At 48.6% G+C, this 13,639-nt stretch carries 25 protein-coding genes; all 25 read left to right on the top strand.

Annotation, left to right across the window (positions count from 1 at the left end; all coding sequences use genetic code 11):
- Window positions 1–66: 66 nt before the first annotated feature.
- The 25 genes from rpsL to rplO all read left to right on the top strand — a co-directional run bounded on the left by rpsL (window position 67) and on the right by rplO (window position 13,637).
- Complete coding sequence (rpsL, locus tag A377_RS12955) at window positions 67–441, top strand: 30S ribosomal protein S12 (RefSeq protein ID WP_019894826.1); 375 nt, start codon at window positions 67–69, stop codon at window positions 439–441.
- 73 nt (window positions 442–514) lie between these two features.
- Window positions 515–988 carry a 30S ribosomal protein S7 gene (gene rpsG, locus A377_RS0103775; protein WP_019894825.1) on the top strand — a complete coding sequence of 158 codons (474 nt, stop codon included), beginning with the start codon at window positions 515–517 and terminating at the stop codon, window positions 986–988.
- Window positions 989–1,048: 60 nt separating this feature from the next.
- Window positions 1,049–3,151, top strand: coding sequence for an elongation factor G (fusA, locus tag A377_RS0103770; protein WP_028485245.1), 2,103 nt, complete (start codon window positions 1,049–1,051; stop codon window positions 3,149–3,151).
- 24 nt (window positions 3,152–3,175) lie between these two features.
- Window positions 3,176–4,366, top strand: a complete 1,191-nt coding sequence (gene tuf, locus A377_RS0103765; protein WP_028485244.1) for an elongation factor Tu — start codon at window positions 3,176–3,178, stop codon at window positions 4,364–4,366.
- A gap of 120 nt (window positions 4,367–4,486) precedes the next feature.
- Window positions 4,487–4,798 (top strand): 30S ribosomal protein S10, encoded by a 312-nt coding sequence (gene rpsJ, locus A377_RS0103760; protein ID WP_028485243.1) that lies wholly within the window; start codon window positions 4,487–4,489, stop codon window positions 4,796–4,798.
- Between the two features lie 69 nt (window positions 4,799–4,867).
- Window positions 4,868–5,506: a 50S ribosomal protein L3 gene (rplC, locus tag A377_RS0103755; protein ID WP_019894821.1), complete on the top strand. Its 639-nt coding sequence runs from the start codon at window positions 4,868–4,870 to the stop codon at window positions 5,504–5,506.
- Window positions 5,507–5,516: 10 nt separating this feature from the next.
- On the top strand, window positions 5,517–6,137 hold the full coding sequence (gene rplD, locus A377_RS0103750) for a 50S ribosomal protein L4 (RefSeq protein WP_083919157.1): 621 nt from the start codon (window positions 5,517–5,519) through the stop codon (window positions 6,135–6,137).
- Window positions 6,134–6,430, top strand: a complete 297-nt coding sequence (gene rplW / locus A377_RS0103745; protein ID WP_019894819.1) for a 50S ribosomal protein L23 — start codon at window positions 6,134–6,136, stop codon at window positions 6,428–6,430. The genes rplD and rplW overlap by 4 nt, the downstream gene beginning before the upstream one ends.
- Window positions 6,431–6,441: 11 nt before the next feature.
- Window positions 6,442–7,269, top strand: coding sequence for a 50S ribosomal protein L2 (gene rplB, locus A377_RS0103740; RefSeq protein WP_028485241.1), 828 nt, complete (start codon window positions 6,442–6,444; stop codon window positions 7,267–7,269).
- Between the two features lie 11 nt (window positions 7,270–7,280).
- Complete coding sequence (rpsS, locus tag A377_RS0103735) at window positions 7,281–7,553, top strand: 30S ribosomal protein S19 (RefSeq protein ID WP_019894817.1); 273 nt, start codon at window positions 7,281–7,283, stop codon at window positions 7,551–7,553.
- A gap of 11 nt (window positions 7,554–7,564) precedes the next feature.
- Window positions 7,565–7,897 carry a 50S ribosomal protein L22 gene (rplV, locus tag A377_RS0103730; protein ID WP_019894816.1) on the top strand — a complete coding sequence of 111 codons (333 nt, stop codon included), beginning with the start codon at window positions 7,565–7,567 and terminating at the stop codon, window positions 7,895–7,897.
- Window positions 7,898–7,909: 12 nt separating this feature from the next.
- Entirely contained in the window at window positions 7,910–8,593 is a 684-nt protein-coding gene (gene rpsC / locus A377_RS0103725) for a 30S ribosomal protein S3 (RefSeq protein ID WP_019894815.1), read from the top strand.
- A gap of 15 nt (window positions 8,594–8,608) precedes the next feature.
- Window positions 8,609–9,022 carry a 50S ribosomal protein L16 gene (gene rplP / locus A377_RS0103720; protein ID WP_019894814.1) on the top strand — a complete coding sequence of 138 codons (414 nt, stop codon included), beginning with the start codon at window positions 8,609–8,611 and terminating at the stop codon, window positions 9,020–9,022.
- Window positions 9,023–9,211, top strand: a complete 189-nt coding sequence (gene rpmC, locus A377_RS0103715) for a 50S ribosomal protein L29 (protein ID WP_019894813.1) — start codon at window positions 9,023–9,025, stop codon at window positions 9,209–9,211. It abuts the gene before it with no gap.
- Window position 9,212: 1 nt separating this feature from the next.
- On the top strand, window positions 9,213–9,476 hold the full coding sequence (gene rpsQ / locus A377_RS0103710) for a 30S ribosomal protein S17 (RefSeq protein ID WP_019894812.1): 264 nt from the start codon (window positions 9,213–9,215) through the stop codon (window positions 9,474–9,476).
- Window positions 9,477–9,601: 125 nt separating this feature from the next.
- On the top strand, window positions 9,602–9,970 hold the full coding sequence (rplN, locus tag A377_RS0103705; RefSeq protein WP_019894811.1) for a 50S ribosomal protein L14: 369 nt from the start codon (window positions 9,602–9,604) through the stop codon (window positions 9,968–9,970).
- Between the two features lie 10 nt (window positions 9,971–9,980).
- Window positions 9,981–10,295: a 50S ribosomal protein L24 gene (gene rplX, locus A377_RS0103700; protein ID WP_019894810.1), complete on the top strand. Its 315-nt coding sequence runs from the start codon at window positions 9,981–9,983 to the stop codon at window positions 10,293–10,295.
- Between the two features lie 12 nt (window positions 10,296–10,307).
- Window positions 10,308–10,850 (top strand): 50S ribosomal protein L5, encoded by a 543-nt coding sequence (gene rplE, locus A377_RS0103695; RefSeq protein WP_019894809.1) that lies wholly within the window; start codon window positions 10,308–10,310, stop codon window positions 10,848–10,850.
- Window positions 10,851–10,859: 9 nt separating this feature from the next.
- Window positions 10,860–11,165 (top strand): 30S ribosomal protein S14, encoded by a 306-nt coding sequence (gene rpsN / locus A377_RS0103690; protein WP_028485240.1) that lies wholly within the window; start codon window positions 10,860–10,862, stop codon window positions 11,163–11,165.
- Between the two features lie 12 nt (window positions 11,166–11,177).
- Window positions 11,178–11,573, top strand: a complete 396-nt coding sequence (rpsH, locus tag A377_RS0103685) for a 30S ribosomal protein S8 (protein ID WP_028485239.1) — start codon at window positions 11,178–11,180, stop codon at window positions 11,571–11,573.
- A gap of 9 nt (window positions 11,574–11,582) precedes the next feature.
- Window positions 11,583–12,116 (top strand): 50S ribosomal protein L6, encoded by a 534-nt coding sequence (gene rplF / locus A377_RS0103680; protein ID WP_028485238.1) that lies wholly within the window; start codon window positions 11,583–11,585, stop codon window positions 12,114–12,116.
- A 15-nt stretch (window positions 12,117–12,131) separates the two neighbouring features.
- The gene (rplR, locus tag A377_RS0103675; protein WP_028485237.1) at window positions 12,132–12,485 is read left to right on the top strand and encodes a 50S ribosomal protein L18; all 354 of its coding nucleotides are present in this window, start codon (window positions 12,132–12,134) and stop codon (window positions 12,483–12,485) included.
- Between the two features lie 15 nt (window positions 12,486–12,500).
- Entirely contained in the window at window positions 12,501–13,010 is a 510-nt protein-coding gene (gene rpsE, locus A377_RS0103670; RefSeq protein ID WP_019894804.1) for a 30S ribosomal protein S5, read from the top strand.
- A 1-nt stretch (window position 13,011) separates the two neighbouring features.
- The gene (gene rpmD, locus A377_RS11805; RefSeq protein ID WP_033422828.1) at window positions 13,012–13,200 is read left to right on the top strand and encodes a 50S ribosomal protein L30; all 189 of its coding nucleotides are present in this window, start codon (window positions 13,012–13,014) and stop codon (window positions 13,198–13,200) included.
- Between the two features lie 2 nt (window positions 13,201–13,202).
- A complete protein-coding gene (gene rplO / locus A377_RS0103665; RefSeq protein ID WP_019894803.1) occupies window positions 13,203–13,637 on the top strand; it encodes a 50S ribosomal protein L15 in 435 nt (144 codons plus the stop codon).
- Window positions 13,638–13,639: the final 2 nt, after the last annotated feature.

Raw genomic sequence — 13,639 nt, 5'->3', positions numbered from 1 at the left:
TTTAATAGGGGCAGATCGCCTCAAATATTGGTAAAACAATCAGTTTTTATGATGGAGTAAAGATTAATGGCTACTATTAACCAGTTGGTGCGTAAGCCGCGTAAAGACAAGCCAAAGAAGTCCAATGTACCGGCGCTTGAAGCCTGTCCTCAGAGACGTGGTGTTTGTACGCGCGTTTATACAACAACCCCGAAAAAGCCAAACTCTGCCCTACGTAAAGTTGCACGTGTCCGCTTGACCAATGGTTATGAAGTTTCTTCATACATTGGCGGTGAGGGGCACAACCTGCAAGAGCACTCCGTGATTCTTATTCGCGGGGGTCGTGTAAAAGACTTACCTGGTGTGCGTTATCATACGGTTCGCGGTTCTCTGGATTGCGCAGGCGTGGATGGACGTAAACAAGGTCGTTCTAAGTACGGTGCGAAGCGTCCTAAGGGTTAATTCCTTTTAATGGAATAACGGCTTAAACATACGTTTTGCAATCATTGTGTAAATTTATACCGGAAGAGTAAGAATGGCGAGAAGAAGAGAAATACCTAAAAGACAAGTGTTGCCTGATCCAAAGTTTGGTAACAAGACCCTGACAAAATTTGTCAATATGATTATGGTCAGCGGTAAGAAATCCGTGGCCGAGAAGATTGTCTACGGCGCGCTGGATGTTGTGGTTGATCGTAAGAAAGGCGGTGAGCATGCCAAGCTTCTTGAAGAGGCGTTGGAAAACATCGGTCCAATGGTTGAGGTTAAGTCTCGCCGTGTCGGTGGTGCCACTTATCAGGTGCCGGTTGAAGTTCGTGCTGAACGAAAAACGGCCCTGGCCATGCGTTGGATGGTCGAAGCGGCCCGAAAGCGCAGTGAAAAAGGCATGATGCTCCGTCTTGCCGGTGAGCTTTCTGATGCGCTTGAAAATCGAGGCGCAGCGATCAAGAAAAAAGAAGATACCCACAGGATGGCCGAAGCCAACAAGGCTTTCTCGCATTTCCGTTGGTAATCCGATCAAGGCCCTTAATCGGGCCTTTGTTTTTTTCATTCAACAAAAAGGTTTATAAAAGTGGCACGTCGTACTCCCCTAGAGAGATATCGTAATATCGGCATCATGGCACACATTGATGCCGGTAAAACTACAACAACAGAACGCATTCTGTTTTACACCGGCATTTCACACAAAATTGGCGAAGTTCATGATGGCGGCGCCGTTATGGATTGGATGGAGCAGGAGCAGGAGCGAGGCATTACCATTACCTCGGCTGCGACCACAACCTTCTGGCAAGGGATGGCACAACAGTATCCTGAGCATCGTGTGAATATCATTGATACCCCCGGTCACGTTGACTTCACGATTGAAGTGGAGCGTTCATTGCGTGTTCTGGATGGCGCAGTAACGTGTTTCTGTTCCGTTGGCGGTGTTGAGCCCCAGTCAGAGACCGTGTGGCGTCAGGCCGATAAGTATGGTGTCCCTCGTATGGGGTTTGTCAACAAGATGGACCGTGCCGGCGCCAACTTCTATAACGTGGTTGATCAGGTTCGGGAGCGTTTGGGCGCATTCCCGGTGCCGATGCAGATTCCAATTGGTGCGGAAGACGAATTCCGTGGCGTTGTTGACCTTGTCAAAATGAAAGCCATCTATTGGAAAGAAGAAAACATGGGGGTCGAATTCGATTACGAAGAGATCCCTGATGATCTGAAAGACAAGGCCGATGAATATCGCGAAGCCATGCTTGAAGCGGCAGCGGAATCTTCAGAAGAGTTGATGGACAAATATCTGGAAGAAGGTGATTTGTCTGAAGAGGATATCAAATCCGGTATTCGCAAGCGTTGCGTGGACGTTGAAATCGTCCCCATGTTCTGTGGTTCGGCTTTCAAGAACAAAGGCGTCCAGGCATTGTTGGATGCTGTGATTGATTACATGCCTTCTCCAATGGATGTTCCGGCGATTGAAGGTGAGCTTGAAGATGGCACTCCGAGTACGCGTGAGCCATCCGATAAATCGCCTTTCGCTGCGCTGGCGTTCAAGGTTATGACCGACCCATACGTCGGTACACTGACCTTTTTCCGCGTTTATTCCGGTATGCTGGAAGCGGGTAGCCCGGTTCACAATACGGTCAAGGACAAGCGTGAGCGCGTCGGTCGTATTCTGCAGATGCACTCCAACTCCCGAGAAGAGATCAAGGAAGTTCGCACCGGTGATATCGCATGTGCGGTCGGTCTGAAAGACACAACAACGGGTGATACCTTGTGCGATCCGAAAGAGAAGATCATTCTTGAACGGATGGAGTTTCCGGATCCCGTTATTTCGATTGCGGTGGAGCCAAAAACCAAGTCCGATCAGGAAAAAATGGGGATTGCACTGCAAAAATTGGCTCAGGAAGATCCGTCATTCCAGGTTAGAACCGATGAAGAAACCGGCCAGACAATCATGTCCGGCATGGGTGAGTTGCACCTGGATGTATTGGTGGATCGGATGAAGCGTGAGTTCAACGTTGAAGCCAATGTCGGTGCTCCGCAGGTTTCCTATCGCGAAACCATCAAGAAAGGCGTTGAGGCCGAAGGCAAGTTCGTTCGTCAGTCAGGTGGTCGTGGTCAATACGGTCACGTGGTTCTGAAGATCGAGCCTCAAGAGCCGGGTGAAGGTTTTGAGTTCGTGAACAAGATCGTTGGCGGTGTGGTTCCGAAAGAATACATTCCGGCCGTCGAAAAAGGCTGTAAAGAGCAGCTTGAGAATGGTGTGATTGCCGGCTATCCAATGGTGGATGTGAAAGTGACCTTGTTTGATGGGTCCTATCATGATGTGGATTCCAATGAAACAGCCTTTAAGGTTGCGGCCACCATGGGGATCAAGAGCGGGGTCAGAGAAGCCAGTCCGGTGATCCTGGAGCCGATGATGGCTGTAGAGGTGACCACGCCCGAAGAGTATATGGGCGATGTGATGGGGGATTTGAACCGTCGTCGTGGTCTGGTGCAGAGCATGGAAGACATTCCGACCGGCAAAAAACTGAAGGCGGAAGTGCCATTGGCCGAAATGTTTGGTTATGCCACACAGCTTCGCTCTCTGTCTCAAGGTCGCGCAGCCTATACCATGTTCTTTGACAAGTATGCAGACGCCCCAAATAACGTCCAGGAAGAGATTATCAATAAATCTCAGAAAGGTGAGTAATAACTTTAAGGAAGGAAACTTATTATGGCAAAGGAAAAGTTTGAACGTAATAAGCCGCACGTAAACGTTGGTACGATTGGTCACGTTGACCATGGTAAGACAACTCTTACAGCGGCACTGACAATTGTACAGGGCAAGAAGTTCGGTGGCGAAGCCAAGGACTATGCCGGTATTGATAACGCACCGGAAGAGCGTGAGCGTGGTATTACCATCTCAACCGCTCACGTGGAATACGAGTCCGAGTCGCGTCACTACGCCCACGTTGACTGCCCGGGCCACGCCGACTACGTTAAGAACATGATCACAGGTGCCGCCCAGATGGACGGCGCCATCCTGGTCTGTTCCGCAGCCGACGGCCCAATGCCTCAGACGCGTGAGCACATCCTGCTGTCACGTCAGGTAGGCGTTCCCTACATCGTGGTCTACCTGAACAAAGCCGACATGGTTGACGACGAAGAATTGCTGGAACTGGTCGAAATGGAAGTGCGCGAACTGCTTGACGAGTACGACTTCCCCGGTGACGACACACCAGTCATCATGGGCTCCGCTCTGAAAGCCATCGAAGGCGACACCTCAGAAATCGGTGAACCATCCATCGGCCGTCTGGTCGACGCACTGGATGAATACATTCCGACACCTGAGCGTGACACCGACAAAGACTTCCTGATGCCGATCGAAGACATCTTCTCCATTCAGGGTCGTGGTACCGTTGCCACCGGTCGAATTGAATCCGGTGTGGTCAAAACCGGTGAAGAAATCGAAATCGTTGGTATCCGTGACACCCAGAAAACCACCGTCACAGGCGTGGAAATGTTCCGCAAACTGCTGGACCAGGGTGAAGCCGGTGACAACGTCGGTATCTTGTTGCGTGGTACCAAGCGCGAAGACATCGAGCGTGGTCAGGTACTGGCCAAGCCAGGCACCATCAACCCGCACACCAAGTTCGAAGCCGAAGTCTATGTACTGTCCAAAGACGAAGGTGGGCGTCACACCCCATTCTTCCAGGGCTATCGCCCACAGTTCTACTTCCGTACCACGGACGTGACCGGTGCCTGTGAGCTGCCATCTGGAACCGAAATGGTCATGCCAGGCGACAACGTGCAGATGACGGTTGAACTGATTGCGCCGATTGCCATGGACGAAGGTCTGCGCTTCGCGATTCGCGAAGGTGGACGTACCGTTGGTGCCGGTGTGGTCGCGAAAATCATCGAGTGATGAAAGCTCGATGATAAATGCTTGATTTCTAGTATCTAAATTGCTAGAATCCGCAACCTCAATGAGCAGTGGTAATTCTTGGCCACTGCTTTTCTTTTTTTGAAATATGAGAAAAAGATTATGGCGACCCAAAATATACGTATTCGCTTGAAGGCATTTGATCATCGTTTGATTGATCAGTCTGCTCGTGAAATTACGGAAACTGCAAAGCGAACTGGTGCTCAAGTAAGAGGGCCGATTCCAATGCCGACCCGTAAAGAGCGTTTTACTGTATTGATTTCTCCGCACGTCAATAAAGATGCGCGAGATCAATACGAGCTGCGTACCCATAAGCGCCTTCTGGACATCGTTGATCCAACGGATAAAACCGTTGATGCATTGATGAAGCTGGACTTGGCTGCGGGTGTGGATGTGCAGTTAGAGCTCAGATAAGTCATTGAGCTGTTTCAAGTTAACTATCAATCGAAATAGTTAATAGTTACATAATAATGAGGTAACAAAATGAGTATTGGTGTAGTAGGAACCAAAGAAGGCATGACTCGTGTTTTTGATGAAAATGGGGTTTCTATTCCGGTCACCGTTGTAAAAGTGGACAACAATCGCGTCACTCAGATCAAAACGTCTGACGTTGATGGTTACGATGCTGTTCAGGTGACAATGGGTCAAAAACATGCTGGTCGTGTGAACAAGCCAATGGCTGGTCACTTTGCCAAAGCAGGTGTAGAAGCTGGCCTTGGTCTTTGGGAATTCCGTATGGTGTCTGATTCCGATCTTCAAGGTCTTGAAGTCGGCGCTGAAGTCTCGGTAGATCAGTTGGCAGAGGCCAAAATGGTTGATGTCACCGGCACCACGAAAGGCAAGGGCTTTGCTGGTGGTGTCAAACGTCACAACTTCAATATGCAGGACGCAACGCACGGTAACTCACTTGCTCACCGCGCGCCTGGCTCGATTGGTCAAAACCAAACGCCTGGCCGTGTCTTCAAAGGTAAGAAAATGGCTGGTCAGATGGGTAATGTCCGTCAGACAACGCAGAATCTTGAGCTGGTAAAGGTGGATTCTGACAAGTCACTGCTTTTGATCAGAGGCGCGTTGCCAGGAGCAAAAGGCAGCACTGTTATTGTTCGTAAGGCAATTAAGTAAGGTGAGCATGATGAATTTAGAATTAATTGAACTCCAAACTGGCAAGTCATCAGGTTCACTGGATGTTTCCGAAGCCGTCTTCGGGATCCCGTTCAATGAATCATTGGTGCATCAGGTTGTGAATGCTTATATGGCCGGTGCACGCTCGGGTACGAAAGCGCAGAAGAACCGTTCCGCTGTAAGCGGTGGTGGCGCAAAACCATGGGCTCAGAAGGGCTCAGGTCGAGCTCGTGCCGGCACCACGCGTGGCCCGTTATGGGTCGGTGGTGGCCGTGCGTTCCCAGGGCATAATCGAGACTTTTCACAGAAATTGAACAAGAAAATGTACCGGGGTGCCATGCGTTCCATTCTCTCTGAACTGGCGCGTACCGAGCGATTGGTTGTGGTAGATGACTTTAAGGTCTCTGCCCCCAAGACCAAAGAATTTAAAGCCAAATTATCGACGCTGAATCTTCAGGATGCATTGGTCGTGACCGAAAGTTTTGACGAATATCTGTTTTTGTCGTCACGTAATCTGTATGAAGCCGCAGTGAGCGATGTCGCATCCATTGATCCAGTCAGCTTGGTTGGGTATCGATCTGTGGTGCTGACTCAAGGCGCCCTGAAACAGCTTGAGGAGAGATTGGGATGACAAACGAACGATTGATGAAAGTGTTGCTGGCTCCTCATGTATCAGAAAAATCAGCCAATATGGCTGACGCTTCGGACCAGTATATTTTTAAAGTCACGCCTGACGCGACAAAGCCAGAAGTCAAAAAAGCCATTGAACAACTTTTTGAAGTGAAAGTTCAGTCGGTCAATATGATCAACATCAAAGGAAAAACCAAGTTTTTCCGAGGACGTGCTGGTAAGCGAAACGGTACAAAAAAAGCGGTTGTGCGTCTGGCGCCGGGTCAAGAAATTGACTTCGCAGGGGCAGAATAAAGGGGATAACGATGGCGATTATTAAAAAATCCAAACCAACTTCACCAGGACGTCGTTTTGTGGTAAGTGTGGTTGAGCCTGACCTCCATAAAGGTAAGCCTCATGCTCCACTTCTTGAAAAGAAATCCAAAAAAGGCGGACGCAACTCAAGCGGCCGTATTACTGTGCGTCACAAAGGTGGTGGTCACAAACAGCATTATCGTAAGGTTGATTTCAAGCGTAACAAGGACGGTGTTTCAGCCGTGGTTGAGCGCCTTGAATACGATCCGAACCGTACAGCGCACATTGCCTTGCTGAAATATGCAGACGGTGAGCGTCGTTATATTCTGGCGCCACGCAACGTCAAGGTGGGCGATGAACTGGTTTCCGGTCTGCATGTGCCGATTCGTGCCGGTAATGCTCTGCCTTTGCGCAACATTCCAGTGGGTGCAATCATCCACGCTGTGGAGATGCGCCCAGGTAAAGGTGCACAGATTGCCCGCTCAGCAGGGGCATCTGCTCAGATTGCCGGTCGGGATGGTTCTTACATTCTGATTAAAATGCGATCCGGTGAGATGCGCAAAATTCTGGCAGATTGTCGGGCTACGATTGGTGAAGTGGGCAATTCAGAACACTCACTGAAAAAACTGGGCAAGGCCGGTGCCAAACGATGGAAGGGTGTTCGTCCAACGGTTCGTGGTGTTGCCATGAACCCGGTGGACCACCCACATGGTGGTGGTGAAGGTCGTACTTCTGGTGGCCGAAACCCTGTGACGCCATGGGGTGTACCAACCAAAGGCAAGAAGACCCGTAGTAACAAGCGTACGGAGAATATGATCGTACGCCGTCGAAACAAATAAGGAAGGACACCATGCCACGTTCAGTTAAAAAAGGACCTTTTGTAGATCATCACCTTGCGAAAAAGGTGATTGAGGCACAAGAATCTGGTAATAAACGTCCCATTAAGACCTGGTCTCGTCGTTCCATGATCCTGCCGGACATGATTGGCTTGACCATCGCGGTTCATAATGGGAAAGAGCACATTCCTGTTTATATCTCCGAGAACATGGTCGGACATAAGCTGGGTGAATTTTCAATGACCCGTACTTACCGCGGTCATGCTGCCGACAAAAAATCGAAATAAGGAGAAAGGTCATGCAAGTTAGCGCAACACATCGTTTTGCCCGAATTTCTCCTCAAAAAGCGAGATTGGTGGCTGATATGATCCGTGGGAAAGATGTCGAAACTGCGGTCAATATGTTGACATTCAGTGATAAAAAGGCTGCCGACTTGATTGGAAAAGTTCTCAACTCTGCGATTGCAAATGCTGAGAACAATGAAGGGGCGGATATTGACGAGTTGAAAGTGACCCAGGCTTACGTCAACGAAGGGCCGATTATGAAGCGCATGCGGGCACGTGCGAAAGGACGTGGAAATCGCATTCTTAAGCGAATCAGTCATATTACAGTTGCCGTTGGCGAAAAGTAAGGAGATTTAAGCATGGGACAAAAAGTTCAACCCGTTGGCATCCGACTGGGCATTACCAAAGATTGGAATGCCCGTTGGTATGCAGACAGCAAGACCTATTCAGATTTTCTGGTCAGTGATGTCGAAATTCGTGACATGTTGAGAAAAAAGCTCAAGCATGCCTCTGTTTCCAAGATTAATATTGAGCGCGTTGCGAACGGGATTCGCATCAGCATCCACACGGCAAGACCGGGTGTCGTCATCGGCAAAAAAGGTGAAGACATCGAAAAGTTGAAGCAACTTCTGGTCGCCAAGACGGGTCTGCCAGTCAATATTAATATTGAAGAAATCAAAAAGCCTGAGCTTGACAGTCGCCTGGTTGCAGAGGGCATTGCCCAGCAGCTGGAAAAACGGATTCAATTCCGTCGTGCAATGAAACGCGCTGTGGGCAACGCCATGCGTTTGGGCGCTCAGGGCATCAAAGTGCATGTCTCAGGGCGTCTGAACGGTGCTGAAATCGCCCGGGCCGAATGGTATCGAGAAGGCCGTGTGCCTTTGCATACCCTGCGTGCAGACATCGATTACGCTGCATTTGAAGCCCATACGACCTATGGGATCATTGGGGTAAAGGTCTGGATCTTCAATGGTGAGAAACTTGAAAAAATCTCCATGGTCGATTCTGACAATAAAGGCAAAGGTAAGAAGGGCCGTAAATAAAAGGAATATTTAGTTATGTTGATGCCTAAAAGAACCAAATTCAGAAAGGTGCAAAAAGGACGTAACCGCGGTCTGGCCAATGTTGGAAACAAAATCAGTTTTGGCGAATACGGCCTCAAGGCTATGGAGCGTGGACGTATGACTTCGCGTCAGATTGAAGCCGCTCGACGCGTTATGACCCGTAAGGTAAAGCGTGGCGCCAAAATTTGGATTCGCGTTTTTCCGGATAAGCCTATTACCAACAAACCGTTGGAAGTCCGTATGGGTAAAGGGAAAGGGAGTGTTGAATACTGGGTCGCTCAGGTTCAGCCTGGTCGCGTCTTGTATGAAATGCAGGGCGTTGATGAGAAGGTCGCACGTGAAGCCTTTGATTTGGCCGCTGCCAAACTGCCTTTTAAAACACAATTCGTAACTAGAACGGTGATGTAAATGACGTCTGAGTTAAGAGAAAAGTCCGTTGAAGCGTTACGCGGTCAGTTGAATGAGCTGGCAAAAGAACAATTCAACCTGAGAATGCAGCATGCAACCGGCCAACTCTCCAATACAGCAGAGTTAAAAAAGGTACGTCGCAATGTTGCACGTGTTAAAACCATCATTCGTGAGAAAGTGAGTAAGTAGGATGGCTGCTACAGAAAAGAAACCTCGTACACTTCAAGGTGTGGTTGTCAGCAATGGCATGCAGCAATCAATCGTCGTCAAGACCGATCGATTCATCAAGCACCCGAAGTATAAAAAATTCGTTAGAAAGTCGACCAAAATCATGGCACATGATGCCGATAACACTTGCGGTGTTGGTGACCAGGTAACGATTTCAGAATGCGCGCCAATTTCCAAGAACAAATCCTGGACGCTCGTTTCTGTTGATGAAAAGGCTAAGTTGTAATTACTTGCATCGCAAGTAATTGCTGATATAATAGTCGAAATAATTACCGCCTTAACAGCTAAGCCAAATTTGGGACTGGCTGTTTTGGCGGTTTTCGTGTTATTTAATTTGGATGGAGTTCCATCATGATTCAAATGCAAACAGTTCTGGATGTCGCCGATAACAGTGGTGCTAGAAAAGTCCAGTGCATCAAAGTGCTCGGCGGGTCCAAGCGCCGGTATGCCGGTGTTGGTGATGTCATCAAGGTGGCGGTCAAAGAAGCTGCGCCGCGCGGAAAAGTGAAAAAGGGCGATGTGTACAATGCCGTCGTCGTCAGAACCGCGCAAGGTGTCAGACGGCCGGATGGTTCAAAGATTAAGTTTGATGGCAATGCTGCGGTGATACTTAATACGAAAGATGAGCCAATTGGAACACGTATTTTTGGACCAGTGACCCGTGAGTTGCGAAACGATAAGTTTATGAAGATTGTTTCACTGGCCCCAGAAGTTATATAAGGAACGAATAATGAATCGTCTAAGAAAAGGTGATGAGGTTATCGTGATTGCTGGGAAAGACAAGGGAAAGCGTGGTGCGGTTTCTCAAGTCATGCAGGACGATAAATTACTAGTGGATGGTATCAATCTGGCGAAAAAGCATGTAAAGCCGAACCCTATGACAGGGGAGCAAGGTGGCATTGTTTCAAAAGAAATGCCGATTCATGCTTCAAATGTCGCTTTGTACAATCCAGAAACCAAAAAAGCGGATCGCGTGGGCTTTCGGTCTGAAGAAGGGAACAAAGTTCGTTTCTTCAAATCCAATGGCAACGCGGTAGACCAATAAGCAGGTTGAAATATGGCACGACTACAAAAATTATATCAAGAGCAGATTGTTCCCAGCCTGGTTGAAAAATTTGGCTACAAATCTGTCATGCAAGCACCCAAGTTGACAAAAATTACCGTTAACATGGGTGTCGGTGAGGCGATCGGTGATAAGAAAGTGCTTGAAAACGCGATTTCCGATATGGAAACCATCACAGGTCAAAAACCTCTAAAAACCATTGCTCGCAAATCGGTTGCCAGCTTTAAAGTCCGTGATGGGTATCCATTGGGCTGCAAGGTGACCTTGCGTGGCGCAAAAATGTACGAATTCCTGGACAGATTGATCAATATAGCCTTGCCGCGTGTTCGGGATTTTCAGGGCGTGAAGCGCACCGCATTCGATGGACGTGGCAACTACAATTTGGGTGTTAAAGAGCAAATCATTTTTCCGGAAATTGAGTTTGAGCAGGTCGATAAGATCCGTGGCATGGACATCAGTTTTGCCACAACGGCGGAAAACAATGATGAAGCCCTTGCGCTTTTGGAAGCCTTTAATTTCCCATTCAAAAAACAGTAGAGGTTTCTTATGGCAAAACGATCAATGATAGAAAGAGAAAAGAAACGCGCCAAAATGGTGGAGCAATATGCCACGAAGCGTGCGGAGCTCAAGAAGGCATCGGTAGATATGTCTTTGAGTTATGAGGAAAGAATGGATGCGATGGACAAGCTTGCAAAGCTGCCACGTAATGCATCCCCTGTTCGTCAGCGAAACCGCTGCCGTCTGACAGGTCGTCCGCATGGCGTTTACAGAAAATTTGGTTTGTCACGTAACATGTTGCGAAAACTCGCAATGGAAGGTGACGTTCCTGGACTAAGAAAAGCAAGTTGGTAAGGATAAATATTTATGAGTATGTCTGATCCAATAGCTGATATGCTAACCCGTATTCGCAATGGCCAGCTTGCTGGACACGCGAAAGTATCGATGCCATCTTCCAAAGTGAAAAAGGCAGTGGCGCAAGTATTGGCTAATGAAGGTTACGTAAATGCCTACGATATCAGTGATGATAACGGCCTCGCACAATTGACGGTTGACCTGAAGTATTTTGAAGGCAAACCGGTGATTGAAATGTTGAAGCGTGTGAGTCGTCCTGGTTTGCGTGTTTACAAAAACAAAAATGAATTGCCGAAAGTGATCGGTGGGCTTGGTGTGGCCGTAGTGTCCACATCCAAGGGAATTATGTCCGACCGTGAAGCACGTCAAGCTGGTATTGGCGGTGAAATCATGTGTTACGTCGCATAGGAGAATCGTATGTCTAGAATCGCTAAATCTCCTATCACCATTCCTTCGGGTGTGGAAGTGTCTATTGATGGAAATTCGATTTCCGTCAAAGGCAGCAAGGGCAACCTGACGAATCTGTTCAACAAGATTGTCACGGTCAAGGAAGACTCAGGCGTCATCAGTGTTTATCCAAACGATGACAGCAAAAAAGCCTGGGCTCAAGCCGGTACTGCCCGTGCAAACATCAATAATATGGTGCTAGGTGTCACTGAAGGATTTGAAAAGAAACTGCAGCTGGTTGGTGTGGGTTATCGCGCACAGGCACAGGGCAGTGTTCTGAATCTGACGCTAGGGTTTTCACACCCGGTGGCGCATCAATTGCCGGCTGGCATTACCGTCGAGACACCCAGCAATACCGAAATTGTTGTAAAGGGTGCCGACAAACAAGCCGTCGGTCAGGTTGCTTCCGAAATTCGCAGTTACCGTCCGCCTGAACCTTATAAAGGCAAAGGCATCAAATATGTGGACGAGTACATCCTGCGAAAAGAAGCTAAGAAGAAATAAAGGTTGGGACAGATGATGGAAAAGAAAACAACCCGACTGCGTAGAGCGAAAAAGCTTCGGGCAAAGTTGGCCAGCCAAGGAGCGGTGCGTCTTTGTGTGCATCGCACTCCCAAGCATATCTATGCGCAGTTGATTGATCAGGACGGTTCGAAAATCCTGGCTTCCTGCTCTACCGTACAGGCTGACATCAAGAAACAAGTGGCCGCGACCGGCAACAAAGATGCGGCAAAAGTCGTGGGTAAAACCATTGCGGAAAAAGCCAAGGCTGCAGGCGTTGAAAAAGTTGCCTTTGATCGCTCTGGCTTCAAATATCACGGTCGCGTTCTCGAGCTGGCAGATGCCGCACGGGAAAACGGTCTTAAGTTTTAAGAAGAAGGGATCACAATGTCTTCAAGAGAATTACAGGATGGTCAAGAAGGGCTGGTAGAAAAACTGGTCTCTGTTCGTCGTGTCGCAAAGGTTGTCAAAGGTGGCCGAGTCTTTGGCTTTTCTGCCCTGTCAGTCGTTGGGGATGGCGAAGGCAAAGTCGGTTATGGCAGCGGCAAAGCCAATGAAGTGCCCGTGGCAATCAAAAAGTCCATGGAAAAAGCCCGCATCAATATGAAGCCGGTGCACCTCAACAATGGCACGCTGCAGTATCCGATCAACTTTAAACAAGGGGCGGCGAACATCGTGTTGCTGCCAGCATCAGATGGTACCGGAATCATCGCCGGTGGTGCGATGCGTGCGGTGCTTGAAGCGGCTGGCGTAAAAGATGTTCTGGCGAAATGTGTCGGCACAACCCGCCCGGTCAACGTGGTTCGTTCCACAGTCAATGCTCTGACCGGAATGCGAAGCCCAGAGTCGATTGCTGCCAAACGCGGCAAGTCGGTTGAAGAAATTTTAGGTGAATAATATGTCGGAAAAAAAATCAGTGAAAGTAACTCTGGTCAAAAGCATAATTGGTCGCCTTCCTTCGCATAAGGCTTGTGTTTCAGGTCTGGGGTTACGAAAAATGAATCACTCGGTAACCGTTGTTGACACGCCGGAAAATCGCGGCATGATCAATAAAGTTTCCTATTTGCTGAAAGTTGAGGAAGCGTAATAATGTTTTTAAATACTCTCTCACCGGCCGAAGGTGAAAAAAAAGACGCGAAACGTAAAGGTCGTGGTCAAGGTTCGGGCAATGGAAAAATGGCCGGGCGTGGTCACAAAGGTCAGAAATCACGTAGTGGTGGTAAGCCGCAGGTTGGTTTTGAAGGTGGCCAGATGCCTTTGCAGCGTCGTTTGCCCAAAGTTGGTTTTACGTCCAAAATGGCGTTGACAACCACAGAAATTCGTCTGGACACTTTGTCCAAAGTCGAAGCGGATGTGGTTGATCTGACAGCTCTCAAGGCGGCAAATGTTGTGAACCACAATATCAAAACCGTCAAAATCATTAACAGCGGCGAGATCAATAAAGCGGTCAAAGTAGCAGGTTTGAAAGCCACTGCTGGGGCAAAAGCTGCGATTGAAGCCGCTGGTGGATCAGTAGAAGCGTAATT

Source organism: Hydrogenovibrio halophilus DSM 15072 (assembly GCF_000384235.1).
GTDB lineage: Bacteria > Pseudomonadota > Gammaproteobacteria > Thiomicrospirales > Thiomicrospiraceae > Hydrogenovibrio > Hydrogenovibrio halophilus.
Note: the sequence above shows the minus strand (reverse complement) of the source record. Positions and strands in the feature narration are given on the sequence as shown.

Excerpts from the sequence above, each read along its gene's own strand:
- rpsL (WP_019894826.1), top strand. The coding sequence starts at position 67 with ATGGCTACTATTAACCAGTTGGTGCGTAAGCCGCGTAAAGACAAGCCA.
- rpsG (WP_019894825.1), top strand. The coding sequence starts at position 515 with ATGGCGAGAAGAAGAGAAATACCTAAAAGACAAGTGTTGCCTGATCCA.
- tuf (WP_028485244.1), top strand. The coding sequence starts at position 3,176 with ATGGCAAAGGAAAAGTTTGAACGTAATAAGCCGCACGTAAACGTTGGT.
- rpsJ (WP_028485243.1), top strand. The coding sequence starts at position 4,487 with ATGGCGACCCAAAATATACGTATTCGCTTGAAGGCATTTGATCATCGT.
- rplC (WP_019894821.1), top strand. The coding sequence starts at position 4,868 with ATGAGTATTGGTGTAGTAGGAACCAAAGAAGGCATGACTCGTGTTTTT.
- rplD (WP_083919157.1), top strand. The coding sequence starts at position 5,517 with ATGAATTTAGAATTAATTGAACTCCAAACTGGCAAGTCATCAGGTTCA.
- rplW (WP_019894819.1), top strand. The coding sequence starts at position 6,134 with ATGACAAACGAACGATTGATGAAAGTGTTGCTGGCTCCTCATGTATCA.
- rplB (WP_028485241.1), top strand. The coding sequence starts at position 6,442 with ATGGCGATTATTAAAAAATCCAAACCAACTTCACCAGGACGTCGTTTT.
- rpsS (WP_019894817.1), top strand. The coding sequence starts at position 7,281 with ATGCCACGTTCAGTTAAAAAAGGACCTTTTGTAGATCATCACCTTGCG.
- rplV (WP_019894816.1), top strand. The coding sequence starts at position 7,565 with ATGCAAGTTAGCGCAACACATCGTTTTGCCCGAATTTCTCCTCAAAAA.
- rpsC (WP_019894815.1), top strand. The coding sequence starts at position 7,910 with ATGGGACAAAAAGTTCAACCCGTTGGCATCCGACTGGGCATTACCAAA.
- rplP (WP_019894814.1), top strand. The coding sequence starts at position 8,609 with ATGTTGATGCCTAAAAGAACCAAATTCAGAAAGGTGCAAAAAGGACGT.
- rpmC (WP_019894813.1), top strand. The coding sequence starts at position 9,023 with ATGACGTCTGAGTTAAGAGAAAAGTCCGTTGAAGCGTTACGCGGTCAG.
- rpsQ (WP_019894812.1), top strand. The coding sequence starts at position 9,213 with ATGGCTGCTACAGAAAAGAAACCTCGTACACTTCAAGGTGTGGTTGTC.
- rplN (WP_019894811.1), top strand. The coding sequence starts at position 9,602 with ATGATTCAAATGCAAACAGTTCTGGATGTCGCCGATAACAGTGGTGCT.
- rplX (WP_019894810.1), top strand. The coding sequence starts at position 9,981 with ATGAATCGTCTAAGAAAAGGTGATGAGGTTATCGTGATTGCTGGGAAA.
- rplE (WP_019894809.1), top strand. The coding sequence starts at position 10,308 with ATGGCACGACTACAAAAATTATATCAAGAGCAGATTGTTCCCAGCCTG.
- rpsN (WP_028485240.1), top strand. The coding sequence starts at position 10,860 with ATGGCAAAACGATCAATGATAGAAAGAGAAAAGAAACGCGCCAAAATG.
- rpsH (WP_028485239.1), top strand. The coding sequence starts at position 11,178 with ATGAGTATGTCTGATCCAATAGCTGATATGCTAACCCGTATTCGCAAT.
- rplF (WP_028485238.1), top strand. The coding sequence starts at position 11,583 with ATGTCTAGAATCGCTAAATCTCCTATCACCATTCCTTCGGGTGTGGAA.
- rplR (WP_028485237.1), top strand. The coding sequence starts at position 12,132 with ATGGAAAAGAAAACAACCCGACTGCGTAGAGCGAAAAAGCTTCGGGCA.
- rpsE (WP_019894804.1), top strand. The coding sequence starts at position 12,501 with ATGTCTTCAAGAGAATTACAGGATGGTCAAGAAGGGCTGGTAGAAAAA.
- rpmD (WP_033422828.1), top strand. The coding sequence starts at position 13,012 with ATGTCGGAAAAAAAATCAGTGAAAGTAACTCTGGTCAAAAGCATAATT.
- rplO (WP_019894803.1), top strand. The coding sequence starts at position 13,203 with ATGTTTTTAAATACTCTCTCACCGGCCGAAGGTGAAAAAAAAGACGCG.